The following is a 14,629-nucleotide window of genomic DNA, read 5'->3' on the forward strand; positions in this document are numbered from 1 at the left end:
CATGACCGCATCGGCACCGACGCAGAGCTTTCGCGACCGCCTCAAGGCGTTCAACAAATGCGTCTGCGACGGGGCGCGGCTGATGGTGGGCCAGGGTGACTACGGCACCTACGTCGCCCACATCCAGAAGACCCATCCGGACCAGGCGCCGATGACCGAGCGCGAGTTCTTTCGCAATCGCGAGAACGCGCGCTTCGGGGTCGGCAACACCTCGGGCTTCCGCTGCTGCTGACCGGACGCTAACCGCACGAACGACAAGGCGCCGCCATCCGCGACATTCGCGAGATGCGGCGCCTTTTTCGCGTGCAAGTGGCGCAAGCTCGACTAGTCTGCCGCCCGAACGGGGCAAGGTGGGCGAGCATGGACAGAACCGACGAGCGGAGCGGCTCCGAGGGCACCGTCGCCTTCGAGCCGGGGGCGAAGGGCCTGACCGGGCTCGTGGTGAAGGGCCTGCTGCTGACGGCGATCACCTTCACGATCTACCGCTTCTGGTACGTGACCGAGTTGCGGCGCTTCTTGTGGAGCCGCACGCTGATCGCGGGCAGCCCGGCGGAATATCTCGGCCGCGGCAAGGAGCTGTTTCTCGGCTTCCTCGTGGCGCTCGCCATCCTGGTGCCGCTCTACGTCGTCCTGTTTATCCTGAGCATCGCCGTGCCGGTGCTCGCGCCCGCCGTGCCGGTCCTGACGGCGGTATTCCTGTTCGTGCTCGGGCAATACGCGATCTTCCGCGGGCGGCGTTACCGCGCCTCGCGCACCCGCTGGCGCGGCATCCGCCTCGGCCAGGACGGCTCGGCCGCCGCCTACATGGTCCGCGCCAGCCTGTGGTGGCTCGCCACGATCCTGACGCTCGGCCTCGCCTTCCCGTTCATGCGGGCGGCGCTCGAACGCTACCGCATCGATCACACGCTGATCGGCGAGAGCCGCCTGCGCTCGACCGCCACCGGGCGCTCGGTGCTGTGGCCCTGGCTCGCCTTCTACGCGGTCAGCCTGCTGCCGATCGTCGTCGCCGGGCTCGCCTTCCTCGGCAGCGTTGGCTTCCCGCCCCCTGCGGACCTGTTCGTGGCGCATCCGAACGGCCAGACGACCGCCTTGACCTTGAACCCGCGCTACGCGGGCACGGCGGTGGGCGCGGCGCTCGGCTGGCTGATCACCGCGCTCAGCCTCGCCGTCCCGCTGGTCCTGCTGCTGATCCCGTTCTACCGGGCGCGCGAGACCCGCGCCTTCCTCTCCGCCACGCATCTCGGCGAGGCCCGCCTCGTCTCGCGCCTGAAGGCGCGCGAATTCTACTGGCCCTACTTCGTCTACCTCCTGTCGCTGCTCGTCTTCGTGTTCGTGATCGGCATCCTGTTCGCGATCGTGGCCGGCGTCGCCGGCGCGAATGCCAATTCCGGCGCGCAGGCGGCGGCTCTGGTCGGCGGCGGGCTGCTCTATGTCGGCACGCTGCTCGGCCTGGCGGTGATCTACGTCCGCATCGTCACCCACGGCCTGTGGGTCGCGGTGGCCAACGCCACCATGATCGAGAACGGCGCCGCGCTCGAAGCGGTGCTGGCCTCGGCCCGCACGCCCGGCAGCGGTCTCAACGAGGGCCTCGCCGACGCGCTGGATGTCGGCGGCGCCCTGGAAATCGGGCTTTAGCGCCGGGTGAGCGAACCTCTCACCACCACCGGACACTACTTCGACGGGCGCAGCGCGCGGGCTCATCCCGTGCGGCTGCGCCTCGGCGAGCGGCTGGAGATCGCGGGCGAGACTGTGCGCCTCGACTGGAGCCCGCTCGACCTGCGCGCCGCCGAGACGGCGCCGCCGCTCGCCCGGATCGGCCATGCCGAGCACCCCGGCAGCGTCGAGTTCGAGGATGCCGCCTTCGCCGAGGCGCTGGCCGCCCGCTGCCCCGACCTGAAGCGACGCGAGGGCGGGGGCGGTCTCCTGCGGCTCGTGCTCTGGTCGATCGCCGCGGGCGTCTCGGTGGTGCTGACCGCGCTCTACGGCGTGCCGGCGGCAGCCAACCTCCTGGCCCCGCTGGTGCCGCCCTCGGTCGAGGCGCGGCTGGGGCAGGCGGTCGAGACGCAGGTCGTCGGCCTGCTGGGCGATCCGCCGCTCTGCGCGGCGCCGGAGGGGAGAGCCGTGCTCGACCGGCTCGTCGGGCGGCTCTCGCAGACCATGGCGCTGACCCCGCCGCCGCAGGTGAGCGTGCGGCGGCACGCCACCGCCAACGCCCTGGCGCTGCCCGGCGGGCGGATCGTCGTCCTGTCCGACATCCTCGCGAAGGCGAAGAGCGCCGACGAGTTCGCCGGCATCCTGGCCCACGAGTTCGGGCATGTGGCGGCGCGCGATTCCGTTCGCTCGGTGATCCGGGCCGGCGGCACCTCGTTCCTGCTGAGCCTCGTGCTCGGCGACCTCACCGGCTCGACCGTGCTGGTGGCGCTCAGTCAGACGGCGCTCGCGGCGGGTTATTCGCGCGAGGCCGAGCGCGCGGCGGACCGGGCGGCGGTCGCGGGCGTGGATCGCGCCGGCGGCGACGGGCGGGCGCTCGCCGCCATTCTGGAGCGCATCACCGAGAAGTACGACGAGACGCCCGGCGGGCTCACCGGCTTCCTGCGCTCGCACCCCTACACCGCCGAGCGCGCGGTGGCGATCCGGGCCACGCCGGGCGGGAAGTCGGGCGAGGTCCCGCTTCTCAGCGAAGCGGATTGGCGGGCGCTGCAGGGCATCTGCGGTACGAAGGACGGGAAGACGCCGGGATAGGACGACGAGGCCTCACGCCGCCTCGACGGCGGAAAAAATCTCGCAGACGACGCCGTCTTGCGGGAAATCGATGCGGGCGTGGCCGCCGAGTTCGGCCGACAGCCCGCGCTCGATCAGCCGCGAGCCGAAGCCGCGCCGCTTCGGTGCCGTCACCGGTGGCCCGCCGGATTCGCGCCAGACGAGGTGGAGGCGGTCGGCGCCGGTCTCCGCCGGCTCCGTCCGCCAGTCGAGCGCGACCCGGCCCTCGGGCACGGACAGCGCGCCGTGCTTGGCCGCGTTGGTGCAGAGTTCGTGCAGCACCATGCCGAGCGCCAGCGCCACGCGGGGCGGCAGGCGCAGGTCCGGGCCCGACAGGGCGAAGCGCGGGCCCCCGGCCTCGAACGGGCGCAGCACCTCCTCCATCACCGCGTGCAGGCCGGCCCCGGCCCAGTTCTCCCGCGTCAGGATGTTGTGGGCTGCCGATAGCGCCAGCAGCCGCCCCTCGAACGCCTCGCGCTGGCGCGCCCCCGCGCCGTCGAGCCCGCGAAAGCTCTGGAAGGCGAAGGATTGCACGGTGGCGAGCGTGTTCTTCACCCGGTGGTTCAGTTCGTCCACGAGGAGGCGGCGCCCGGTCTCGCGCTGGCGCAGCTCCCGCGCCGCTGCGTCGAGAGTTTGTCCGATATCGCGGATTTCCCGCACGAGCGTCGGCGCCAGCACGGCCAGCGGTTCGCCGCGCCCGAGCCTTGCGCCTTGCGCGCAGACGGCGTCGAGCGGGCGCGCGAGCCGCCCGGCGAGCCACCACGCCAGGGCCGCGCCGGCCAGCGCCACGGCCAACCCTGAGACCGCGATGGCCGTGCTCAGCTCCCGCACGGGCGCGAGCGCGCGGGCGGCATCGACCCGCGCCACGACGGTCCAGCCGAGGCCGGGATAATCGCGAAAACCCCGCGTCGGCTCGGTGGCGAAGAGGACGGCGCTCGCGCCGTCAGGCCAGGGGCCGATGCGCGGGCCGGCCCCGTCGGTGCCGAGGCGGCGCGCGCCCGCCAGCGTTTCGGGCGGCAGGGTCCGCTTGAGCAGATCGGGCGGCCCGTGCAGCACCAGACCGTCGCGCGACAGCAGCAGGATCTCGGTGCCGGCGCGCTGGCGCGTCAGACTGCGCTCGAAGGCGGCCACCCCCTCGCGCGCCCACGCCCAGTCGAGATGGGCCGCGACGACACCGGCGAGCGTCCCGTCCGGGGCGCGGACGGGGGCGGCCAGATCGACGAGGCGCAGGGGCTCGGAGCCGGCCTGCGGCAGCACCTTGGCGAGCAGCCGCGCGTCGTGGACGTCGCCGACGAAGGCCCCCTCGCGCCCGGCCAGGAAATAGTCGCGGGCCGAGACGTCGGCGCCTTCGATGAGGCCGTTGCTGGTGGCGACGATGCGCCCGGCGGCATCGGTCAGCAGCAGGATCGAGTAGGCCGGATAGGTCGTCTGCAGCCGCTCCAGCACCGCGCGCTTGGCCGCAAGCGGCGCATCGGGCGCGCGCAGGGTGTCGAGGGTGGCGACCACCTGCACGTCGCGCCAGCGCTCGAACATGCCCTGGTCGAGGGTGCGGGCCATGTGGCTCGTCAGCTCGTCGAGCTGGGCGCCGACCTCCACCTCCAGCCGCGCCGTCGCCTGGGCGTGGACGAGGAGCGCGAGCGCCAGCGTCGAGACGAGGCCGAGGGTGCCGAAGGCCAGCGCCAGCACGAGCCGCAGCGGCAGTACGGGCAGGCGGGCGGATAAGCGGCGCTCCGTGCGCGTCCCGGCCGGGGACGGGATGGCTCTCGCCAGCTCGGCGTCGGTCTGCATCGATGGCGGGGCCCCGGGTCGTTCGTGCCGCATCGGCGCGTTCGAGGGCCGAAACGCCTCGTCCGAGCGGATGCGCCGGCCCTGGCGGCGGACCGGTCCCGCTGTCTTCGCCCGCCCCGCCGCGGGGGGCAATGCTCCGCCCGCGGGGAAGCGAACTTTGGGACGCGGGCGCGGCACGGTTGCACCATGGCGCCGGACCCCGCGATTTTTTTAGGCCGCGAACCGGCCTTTGCGCGTCCGTCAAGAATGTTCGTGGCGGTAAGCTTAACTATTTGCCCTCGCCACACCCCACGCGAAACGCCCCAGAGCGGAGACGGCATGGCGCAGGCAGCACCCCGAAAGGCCCCCGTGAAGGCATCCCGCATCCGCGCCCTGTGGCCGAGCCGGGACCTGCGTCCCCCGCCGCCGGAGCCGGTGCGTGTGTCGGCGCCTGCAGCCGAGGAGAGTCTTCCCCTGCGCAGCCTCACCGCGCACGAGCTGATCGCCATGGCGCGTGCGGCGCGGGCGCGGAGCTTGGAGGCGGAGGGGGCCGATTCGGCGGACGGTTGATCGCCCGGCTTCCGCCTCCGGCCGTCATCGCGAGGCGGAGCCGACGCGATCCAGGGCGCGACATGACAGGATAGAGCGGGACGGCGCCGACGAAACGGTCTCGCGTGTGCCTTCTCTGGACAATGCGGAGCGCTGGATTGCTTCGGCTCCGCCTCGCAATGACGGAGAGCGTGACCGGAGGCCGGCGCGGCGCAGACAAAAAACGCCGCCCGCCCCGCGGGGGACAGGCGGCGTTCAACGTCCCGCGAAAGAATCTACTGCACCAGCGCCAGCCGCCCGCGGGCCTCGCCCGAGCCGGTGCGGATCGGCGGTTCGACGTGGCCGGCGAAGAAGTCCTCGACCATCTCGCGCAGCACCTCGGCGAGGTCGGCGCCGCGGTCGGCCTCGATGTGCAGGTCGCTGGCGACCGAGCGGCCGAGGCTCGGGGCGCCGTTGCTGGCCAGCGCGGCGAGGCGCTCGTCGTAGCCGGCGCTGAGCCCCGTGACCGCGATGTAGTTGCGTCCGCCGAGCACCGGCCCGTACTTCACGGTGACGCGCTGCTCCTTGTCGGCAGCATCGCGCAGGATCGCGGTGAAGCCGACGAAGTCGTCGCGATCGACCTCCGGGGCCGGGCAGTCGATCCGGCCGTGGGCGACGCCGTCCTCCTGCAGCACTTCGGCCATCAGGGTCAGGGCCTCGGTGACGGGGGCGAGCGCCCGCGTGCCCTCTTCGAGGAGGCGCGCGCGCAGGCGGTTCTTCTGCGCGTCGGCGGCGCGGAGCCGGGCGCGGAAGCGGTTCTTGATGTCGAACGGGTTCGTCATGGGGTCGGTCCCTCCCGGGAAGGTCCGGAAATTCACTGTCGATTCCGAAGCTAGAAATTCGCGCAATAAGCGTCAAGATGATGCACAGTATTCGCGCCTGCCTCGACAACAGGCTACTGCGCAGGCTTTGGCCTTGCCCGTTTTTTAGGCGATGACGACCGCGGCGCGATGGGTGCAGTGCACGCGTGGACAGAGTTCGCCCCGCGTTGCGCGGGCCGGGCCAAACCGCGTATTCGGGCAACCGGGCCCGGAAGGGCCGGTTCCACAAGGAGAATGCGGCTTGGGCGGTTCGATCGCGAGCATGACGGGGTTCGCCCGCGCCGCCGGCACCACCGGCGCGGTGCAGTGGCTGTGGGAGATCCGCACGGTCAACGGGCGGGGGCTCGACATCCGGGTTCGGGTGCCGAACGGCTTCGAGGCGGCGGGCGAGGCGGCCCGCGCCGCCTTGTCGAAGGCGCTGGCCCGCGGCCAGTGCCAGCTCGGCCTGACCCTGACGCGGCCCGAGACGGCGGCGCGGGTGCGCATCGACGAGGCGCTGCTCGCCGACCTCGCGGCCGCGGTCGCGCGGGTGCCGCGGCCCGAAGGGGTCGCGCCGGCGACGCTGGACGGGCTCCTGTCGGTGCGCGGCGTCGTCGAGGTCGAGGCGGAGGCGCCCGCCGACCCGGAGGCCCTGAACCGCGACCTCGCGGCGGGCGCGCAGGCGCTGGTGGCCGACCTCGTGGCGGCTCGCCGTACGGAAGGCGCCTCGCTCCACGCCATCGTCGGCGGCCAGCTCGCCGAGATCGCCCGGCTGACGCAAGGGGCGGAAGACTGCCCGGCGCGGCGCCCCGAGGCGGTGCGGGCGCGGCTCCAGGCCAGCATCGCCGCGCTCACCGACGGCACCGGGCTCGATCCCGACCGGCTGCATCAGGAGGCGGTGCTCTTGGCCGCCAAGGCCGACGTGCGCGAGGAACTCGACCGGCTGCGCGCCCACGTCGCCGCGGCGAACGACTTGCTGGTAACGGGCGGCGCCATCGGGCGGCGGCTCGATTTCCTGGCGCAGGAGCTGGGCCGCGAGGCCAACACGCTCTGCGCCAAGGCCAACGACATCGCGCTCTCGCGGATCGGACTCGACTTGAAGGCCGTGGTGGAGCAATTCCGCGAGCAGGTGCAGAACGTCGAGTGAGAAGCGGTATGAGCCAGGGTCGGACGGAGGGCGGGCAGGATGCGATGGCCGGGCGGCGCGGCCTGATCCTGATCCTGTCCTCGCCCTCGGGGGCGGGCAAGACCACGCTGACGCGGGCCATCGCGGCCGACGGCGGCTGGGGCCTCGACCTGTCGATCTCGGTCACGACGCGGGCGCGCCGCCCCTCGGAGATCGACGGGCGCCATTACCGCTTCATCGACCGCGAGGCGTTCGAGGACCTGCGCACCCGCGACGACCTGCTCGAATGGGCCGAGGTCCACGGCAACTTCTACGGCACGCCGCGCCGCCCGGTGGAGAAGACGCTGGGCCAAGGCCGCGACATGATCTTCGACATCGACTACCAGGGCACGCGTCAGGTGCGGCAGCGCCTGCAGGACGACGTCGTCACCGTCTTCATCCTGCCGCCGAGTTTTTCGGAATTGCGCCAGCGGCTGGAGCGGCGCGCCGAGGATTCGCCCGAGACGATCGAGCGGCGGCTCGCCAACGCCCGCAACGAGATGCAGCGCTGGAGCGAGTACGACTACGTCATCGTCAACGACGACCTCGACGAGTCCTTCCGCGCCCTCCAGGCGATCCTGGCCGCCGAGCGGCTGAAGCGCAGCCGCCGCACCGGGCTGTCGGCCTTCGTCGAGGGTCTGCTGGCGGAAGCCGGCGGCGGGCGCTGACGCGCCGGCCGTTTGCCGGCTCGCCCCTTCCTTCATCGACCCCACAACCTGCGGCTTTGCGCCCTGCGCCCGTTCGGGAACGGTTCGGCGCCGTCGCGCATTCGCGCGCATCCTCACGAGCTTTTACAGACTAACCTTTGTGAGTCGCTGGACCTAGCACGTCCAGACCGGCGCATATCATCCATCAAATTCAATTGACTGGATCGTTCACGCGGCATTTCGATACTTCGAACCGCCGCCAGCTCAGCCGTATGCGGCGCCCGACCGACCTTCATCAATACAAAATCCGTGCCGCGCTGGCCAAGGCCAGCAAATGACATTTCCCTCACGGGCCGATCGCCCGCCCAGGAGTTTGCCGTCATGCCGCAGCTCGTCCTCGTCCCCACGCCGGCTTCCGGCGAGACCCGCGTCACCTTCACCTCGGCGGAGGTCGGCAACGGCAATCCCAACGATGCCGGCACGCAGAACAATCAGGACGGCGGCCTCGCCGTCCGCGTCCAGGCGGAGGCGGAAGACGGCACGCTGACCGGGCCGATCACACGCTACACCGATGAGGACATCGTCTTCATCACCAGCGACGACAGCGAGACCAATGTCGGCACCTTCGAGGTCCGCGACCTCGTCAGCGGCGTGTCGCGCGGCGACCAGTTCGCCTCGGTCCAGCTCGGCACGCAGGGCAACGACATCCTCGATTCCTACTACGAGGACCGTTCGGCCTACATCAACGGCGGCCAGGGCGACGACGACATCCTGGGCAGCACCGCGGACGACTTCCTCGTGGGCGGCGCGGGCGACGACATCCTCACGGGCGATCTCGGCGACGACAGCCTGCTCGGCGGGGCCGGCAACGACACCGCGGTTCTCGACGTCGCGCTCGACGGCTCCGACACGATCGACCTCGGCGACGGGGACGACGCGGTCGTGGTGAGCCGCCAGACGCCCGGACAGGTCCGCCTCACCTTCACCTCGGCGGAGGTCGGCAACGACAGCGCCGCCGACGGCGGGACGCTGGCGAACCAGGACGGCGGCCTCGCCGTGCGGATCCAGGCGGAGAACGACGCGGGCGAACTCGACGGCGACGTCAGCCGCGCCGACGACGAGGGCATCGTCTTCTTCGCCGACGAGGACGTGACCTTCGACGTGCGCGACCTCGTCAGCGGCGTGCAGCGCGGCGACCAATTCACGGCCGCCTATCTCGGCACCGCGGCGGACGACGAGATCGTGCTGGACGCCGAATCGGACACGGATCCCGACGGGCCGACCTACGTCAACGCCGGCCAGGGCAACGACACCGTGGTGACCGGCGCGGGCAACGACTTCCTCGTCGGCGGCGCCGGGAGCGACGTCCTCGTCGGCGGCGCGGGCGACGACGGCTTCATCGGCGGGGCGGGCGACGACTCCATCACCGGCGGCACCGGCAACGACACCGCGACCCTCAACGTCTCGACCGACGGGGCGGACACCATCAACCTCGGCGCCGGCAACGACCGTGTCGTCGTCAACGCCGCCGCGGCGGGCCAGGTGCGCCTGAGCTTCACCTCGGCGGAGGTCGGCAACGGCAACCCCAACGACAGCGGCACCCAGGCGGGCCAGGACGGCGGTCCCGCGGTGCGGCTCCAGGCCGAGGATTCCGCGGGCGAACTCACCGGCCCGATCAGCCGCACCGACGACGAGGGCATCACCTTCGTGGCCGGCACCGGCGTGACCTTCGACGTGCGCGACCTCGTGAGCGGCGTGCAGCGCGGCGATCAGTTCCGCACCGCGACGCTCGGCACCTCGGCGGCCGAGACGATCACCGGCACGGCCGAGGCCGACTACATCAATGCCGGGGCCGGCAACGACCTCGTCCGCGGCCTCGCGGGCGACGACTTCCTCGTGGGCGGCGGCGGCAACGACACGCTGGAGGGCGGCACCGGGGCCGACGGCATGCTGGGCGGCGGGGGCGACGACATCTACAGCGTCGACGACAGCCGCGACCGGGTGATCGAGGCGGTGGACGGCGGCAACGACCGGATCTACGCCACCGCGTCCTACACCCTGGCGGCGGGCCAGGAGATCGAGCTTCTGGCTCTCCTGCGCTCCACCGGCACGGCCGACCTCGACGTCAAGGGCAACGAATTCGACCAGCAGCTCGTGGGTAACGCCGGCGACAACACCCTCGAAGGCCGCGGCGGTACCGACGTGATGATCGGTGGGGCGGGCGACGACATCTACAGCGTCGACAGCTCCGACGATGGGGTGATCGAGGCGGTGGGCGGCGGCAACGACCGGGTCTACTCCACCGCGTCCTACACCCTGGCGGCGGGCCAGGAGGTCGAGCTTCTCGCTCTCCTGCGCGCCACCGGCAACGCCAACCTCGACATCAAGGGCAACGAGTTCGACCAGCGGCTCGTGGGTAACGCCGGCAACAACCTCCTCGAAGGCGGGGCCGGCGACGACGTGATGGTCGGCGGCGCGGGCAACGACATCTACAGCATCGACAGCGCCGACGACCAGATCGTCGAGGCGGTGGGCGGCGGCAACGACCGGGCCTACCTCACGTCGTCCTACACCCTGGCGGCGGGCCAGGAGGTCGAGCTTCTCGCTCTCCTGCGCGCCACCGGCACCGCGGCCCTCAACGTCACCGGCAACGAATTCGGCCAGACGCTGGTGGGCAATGCCGGCGCCAACGTCCTCGACGGGCGGGGCGGCGCCGACGTGCTGACGGGCGGGCGCGGGGCCGACACCTTCGTGTTCTCGACGGCGCTCGGCAACGGCAACGTCGATCGTCTGACCGACTTCGACAGCGCCGCCGACACGATCCAGCTGTCGGAGGCGATCTTCGCGGCGCTGAGCCCGGGCGAACTCGACGAGGACGTGTTCAGGGATGTCGGCGCGGGCGAGACGGTCGATGCCGACACCCGCATCGTCTACGACAGCCGCTCAGGCGCCCTGTCCTACGACGCGGACGGTTCGGGACGCGGGGCGGCGGTGCAGTTCGCCACCCTCGACAACCGGGCCACGCTGAGCGCCGAGAGCTTCTTCGTCGCCTGACGCCTCACGGCCGCAAGCCGAAGACGCCGGAGCCGCTCCCTCGGCTCCGGCGTCTTCGTGTCTACTCGGCGGCGGTGCGCGGCGGGTTCTCCCACACGTCGCCGACCTGGGCGGCGTGCAGGCGGCGATAGTAGCCGTCCAATCCGAGCAGGGCCTCGTGCCGGCCCTGCTCGGCGATGCCGTGCCCGGCCACCACGACGATGCGGTCGGCGTGCCGGATCGTGGCCAGCCGATGGGCGATGACCAGCGTGGTGCGCCCCTGCGCCAGTTCGGCGAGCGAGGCCTGGATCTCGCGCTCGGTCTGAGTGTCCAGCGCCGAGGTCGCCTCGTCGAGGATCAGGATCGGCGGGTTCTTGAGGAAGGCGCGGGCGATGGCGAGCCGCTGCTTCTGCCCGCCCGAGAGCTTGACGCCGCGCTCGCCGATCACCGTGTCGAGCCCGTCCGGCAGCGAAGCGACGAGGCCGTCGAGCCGGGCGCGGGCGGCGGCCTCCAGGATTTCGGCCTCGCTGGCGTCGAGGCGGCCGTAGGCGATGTTCTCGCGGATGGTGCCGGCGAACAGGAACACGTCCTGCTGGACGATGCCGATGCGGCTGCGCAGCGACCCTTGCGTCAGGTCGCGGATGTCGTGACCGTCGATGGTGATGCGACCCGATTCCGCCTCGTAGAAGCGCGGGATCAGCGACAGCAGCGTGGTCTTGCCCGCGCCCGAGGGGCCCACGAAGGCGACCGTCTCACCGGCCCGGATGTCGAGATCGACGGTGCGCAGCACCGGGCGGTCCGCGGAATAGCCGAAGCTCACGTTCTCGAAGCGGATGTCGCCCCGGAGCGGCGGGGCGGAAATCGCGTTCGGCCGGTCGGCGATGTCGGGCTCGGTGGCAAGCAGCTCGCGGTAGCGGCGGAAGCCCGCGATGCCCTTCGGGTAGGTCTCGACCACGGCGCCGATCTTTTCCAGCGGCCGGTAGAACACGCCGACCAGCAAGAGGAAGCCGACGAAGCCGCCGGCGGAGAGATCGCCGCGCACGACGAAATAGGCGCCGCCGAGTAGCACCACGATCTGGACGAGGCGCAGGCCCAGGTAATTGATCGAGAGTGCGGCGGCCATCAGCCGGTAGGCTTCGAGCTTCGCTGCGCGGTAGCGGGCGTTGTCGGTGGCGAACAGGGCGCGCTCGTGCGGCTCGTTGGCGAAGGCCTTCACCACGCGGATGCCGCCGACATTCTCCTCGATGCGGGCGTTGAAGGCGCCGACGCGGCCGTACTGCGCCTGCCAGTTGCGGGTCATGCGCCCGCCGTAGCGGATCGTCACGAAGGCGATGACGGGCAGGATCGCCGCGGTGGCGAGCGCCAGCGGCGCATGCACGTAGGCCATCAGGGCGAAGGCGCCGAGAAGCGTCATCACGGCGATGAACACGTCCTCAGGGCCGTGATGGGCGACCTCGCCGATCTCTTCGAGGTCCTTCGTCACGCGGGCGACGAGGTGGCCGGTCTTCTGCCCGTCGAAGAAGCGGAACGAGAGTTTTTGCAGGTGCGCGAAGGCGCGCTCGCGCATGGTCGTCTCGATGTTGATGCCGAGCACGTGGCCCCAATAGGTCACCACCACCATGAGGCCGGCATTCGCCACGTAGAGCAGCGCGAGGCCCAAAGCCGCCAGCACGATCAGCCCGAAATCCTGACGCGGCAGCAGCACGTCGACGAAGGCCTTCACCGCCATCGGGAAGCCGAGTTCGAGCAGGCCCGACAGCACGGCGCAGCCGAAATCGACCAGGAACAGGGTCCGGTAGGGCCGGTAATAGGCGAAGAAGTCCTTCAGCATGGGAGGGGGTGTCGCCTGATCTTTTCGGGTCCGAACGAGGACGCCGCGGAACCGCGGATAAACGAGGGCCGGTCCCTGAACCAGCCCCGGCGATGCGGGGGCGCCCTCATGCCGCCGCCGCCCGGTCGGCGTCGAGCGTGCGGGTGATGGCCCGGCGCAGCAGCCACACGGCGATCCCGTAGAACGGCAGGCACAGGGCGAAGTAGGCGGGCCAGCCGACGGCGCCCGCGAGCGCCGGGGCGGCGACCCGCCACGGCATCGCGGTGAAGAAGGCGGCGCCGAACAGGAGCGCGTAGTCGGTGGCCGGCTGCGGTCCTTCCGCCCAGCGGTAGATCATGGTGAAGACCGGCACACCGAGCCCGCCCGCCGCGAGCGTGCCGAACACGGCCGCCGCGAGCCCGAGTCCCCCTGAGCCGGCGGCGGTCGCGCCGAGCATCAGCAGGCCGGCGGCGCCGACGCCGAGCGCGGAGAGCGTGACGAGGGGCACGAGGCCGAACCGGCGCACCAGCGCGCCGGAAACGAGCGCCATCGCGAGGTTGATGCCGGCGGACACGGAGCCGGTGACGAGCCCGACCTGCGCCAGCGGCACGCCGAGATCGATCAGCGCGAGGCTGTTGACGCTGGTGAGCGCGAACAGGGCCGCGAAGTAGAGGCCGAGCACCCCCACGCGCCCGCCGAGCCTGCGCAGCCGCGCGACGTCGAGCTTTTTTCGTGCCGCAGAGGGTGCGCGGCGCAAGCGCCGCTCGGGGTAGAACAGGATCGGCAACAGGCAGAGCGCGTTCAGGCCGGCGACCGTCAGCACCACCGCCTGCCAGCCGAGCCGGTCGTAGGCCGCGATCAGCACGCCCGCCCCGACGATGCCGCCCAGCGAGGCTCCGCCGAGCTTGGCCGAGGTGACGTAGGGGCGCCGCTCCGGCGCCACCGTCTCGACCACCAGGGCTTCGAGGGCGACGTCCATGGTGGCGAGGCAGAAGAAGACGGCCAGCGCGATCACGAACAGGGCCGAGAGCGGCCACGCCTCGCCGAAGCTCAAGCCCACGAGCAGCGCGATGCCGAGCCCCTGCATCCCGACGATCCAGCCGAGCCGGTGCGGCAGGGGCGGCAGGCGGAACCGATCGACCACGCCCGCCCACAGGAAGGTGAGGCCGACCGGCAGGTTGATGAGCTGCAAGAGGCCGACCTCGGCGAGGTCGATGCCGCGCACGCGCAGGATCAGCGGCGCCCCGCTCGCCAGGAAGCCGAGCGTCGCCCCGAAGGTGACCGAGAGGCAGAAGAACGGCGCGAGCCGGAGCAGCAGCGCCGGGCCCGGCCGGGCGAGCGCATCAGAGGCGCTCAATTTTGCGCGCCGCCTCGTCGATGATGTCGGCGACAGCAAACCCGAACGCCTTGTCGGACTGGCCAGCCATGCGCTGGCCCAGCACCGTCTTGAGGTTCTGCATCGCCCGCCAGACCGGATCGGCGGGCGACGGCGCCTCGCCCACGGCGAGCGCCCGCAGCCGCTCCAGCGCGGCCTCGGCCTCGGCGCGGTGGGCGCTCAGATGCGCCGCGCCGTCCGGGGTGATCGCGAACAGGCGGCGCGAACCCTCCGAGGCCCTGGCCTCGACATGGCCGAGTTCCTCCAGCAGCGTCAGAGTCGGGTAGATCGTGCCGGGGCTGGGCGCGTAGGCGCCGCCGGTCAGCCCCTCGATCTCGCGGATCAGGTCGTAGCCGTGCCGCTCGCCCCCCTCCATCAGCAGGAGCAGGGTGTGGCGCAGCTCGCCCGCATCGAACATCCGCCGCCGCACCTTCGGACCGCGCCTGAATCCGCCGGGCCCTTCGTCGTCCCACCCCGGAGGCCCGTGGCGGCGCCCGCGATGCGGGCCGTGGTCCATGGCGTGTCGCATGAGGATTTCGGCTGATGGTGTTACGTTCGGTAGCGTGATGCGTCTGAGATATATCTTTGTCAATCGTGAAAGGGTGACTTGGGGACGTTCGGGAGACCTCGACTATCCCGCGCATCCCCTCTCCCCGCCGTGCGGGGAGAGGGCTTCGGCGACCT

Annotated in this window: 12 protein-coding genes; 7 read left to right on the forward strand and 5 right to left on the reverse strand. The window is 71.6% G+C overall.

Features of this window, described 5'->3' with window-relative positions:
• Position 1: 1 nt before the first annotated feature.
• The 3 genes from AAHG03_RS15615 (at position 2) to AAHG03_RS15625 (ending at position 2,742) form a co-directional block, all read left to right on the forward strand.
• On the forward strand, positions 2-232 hold the full coding sequence (locus AAHG03_RS15615; RefSeq protein ID WP_342151603.1) for a YbdD/YjiX family protein: 231 nt from the start codon (positions 2-4) through the stop codon (positions 230-232).
• 128 nt (positions 233-360) lie between these two features.
• A complete protein-coding gene (locus AAHG03_RS15620; protein WP_342151604.1) occupies positions 361-1,635 on the forward strand; it encodes a YjgN family protein in 1,275 nt (424 codons plus the stop codon).
• Between the two features lie 6 nt (positions 1,636-1,641).
• Positions 1,642-2,742 (forward strand): M48 family metallopeptidase, encoded by a 1,101-nt coding sequence (locus AAHG03_RS15625; protein WP_342151605.1) that lies wholly within the window; start codon positions 1,642-1,644, stop codon positions 2,740-2,742.
• 12 nt (positions 2,743-2,754) lie between these two features.
• Here the strand turns inward: AAHG03_RS15625 and AAHG03_RS15630 are convergent, their stop codons facing one another.
• Positions 2,755-4,548 carry a sensor histidine kinase gene (locus AAHG03_RS15630; RefSeq protein WP_342151606.1) on the reverse strand — a complete coding sequence of 598 codons (1,794 nt, stop codon included), beginning with the start codon at positions 4,546-4,548 and terminating at the stop codon, positions 2,755-2,757.
• 348 nt (positions 4,549-4,896) lie between these two features.
• Here AAHG03_RS15630 and AAHG03_RS15635 point away from each other — a divergent pair, with 348 nt between their 5' ends.
• A complete protein-coding gene (locus tag AAHG03_RS15635; RefSeq protein ID WP_342151607.1) occupies positions 4,897-5,097 on the forward strand; it encodes a hypothetical protein in 201 nt (66 codons plus the stop codon).
• A 254-nt stretch (positions 5,098-5,351) separates the two neighbouring features.
• Here the strand turns inward: AAHG03_RS15635 and AAHG03_RS15640 are convergent, their stop codons facing one another.
• Positions 5,352-5,897: a hypothetical protein gene (locus tag AAHG03_RS15640; protein ID WP_342151608.1), complete on the reverse strand. Its 546-nt coding sequence runs from the start codon at positions 5,895-5,897 to the stop codon at positions 5,352-5,354.
• Between the two features lie 301 nt (positions 5,898-6,198).
• Here AAHG03_RS15640 and AAHG03_RS15645 point away from each other — a divergent pair, with 301 nt between their 5' ends.
• The 3 genes from AAHG03_RS15645 to AAHG03_RS15655 all read left to right on the forward strand — a co-directional run bounded on the left by AAHG03_RS15645 (position 6,199) and on the right by AAHG03_RS15655 (position 10,781).
• On the forward strand, positions 6,199-7,062 hold the full coding sequence (locus AAHG03_RS15645; protein WP_342151657.1) for a YicC/YloC family endoribonuclease: 864 nt from the start codon (positions 6,199-6,201) through the stop codon (positions 7,060-7,062).
• Positions 7,063-7,070: 8 nt separating this feature from the next.
• Positions 7,071-7,748 (forward strand): guanylate kinase, encoded by a 678-nt coding sequence (gene gmk / locus AAHG03_RS15650; protein ID WP_342151609.1) that lies wholly within the window; start codon positions 7,071-7,073, stop codon positions 7,746-7,748.
• Between the two features lie 360 nt (positions 7,749-8,108).
• The gene (locus AAHG03_RS15655; RefSeq protein ID WP_342151610.1) at positions 8,109-10,781 is read left to right on the forward strand and encodes a hypothetical protein; all 2,673 of its coding nucleotides are present in this window, start codon (positions 8,109-8,111) and stop codon (positions 10,779-10,781) included.
• A gap of 61 nt (positions 10,782-10,842) precedes the next feature.
• On the opposite strand, the gene AAHG03_RS15660 is transcribed toward AAHG03_RS15655, so the two are convergent.
• From AAHG03_RS15660 to AAHG03_RS15670, 3 genes are all read right to left on the reverse strand, one after another.
• A complete protein-coding gene (locus AAHG03_RS15660; RefSeq protein WP_342151611.1) occupies positions 10,843-12,591 on the reverse strand; it encodes an ABC transporter ATP-binding protein in 1,749 nt (582 codons plus the stop codon).
• A 106-nt stretch (positions 12,592-12,697) separates the two neighbouring features.
• Positions 12,698-13,927 carry an MFS transporter gene (locus AAHG03_RS15665; RefSeq protein ID WP_342151612.1) on the reverse strand — a complete coding sequence of 410 codons (1,230 nt, stop codon included), beginning with the start codon at positions 13,925-13,927 and terminating at the stop codon, positions 12,698-12,700.
• Positions 13,914-14,363 carry a PadR family transcriptional regulator gene (locus tag AAHG03_RS15670; protein WP_342151613.1) on the reverse strand — a complete coding sequence of 150 codons (450 nt, stop codon included), beginning with the start codon at positions 14,361-14,363 and terminating at the stop codon, positions 13,914-13,916. The genes AAHG03_RS15665 and AAHG03_RS15670 overlap by 14 nt, the downstream gene beginning before the upstream one ends.
• Positions 14,364-14,629: the final 266 nt, after the last annotated feature.

This window comes from Methylorubrum subtropicum (genome assembly GCF_038442325.1).
Taxonomy (GTDB): Bacteria; Pseudomonadota; Alphaproteobacteria; order Rhizobiales; family Beijerinckiaceae; genus Methylobacterium; species Methylobacterium subtropicum.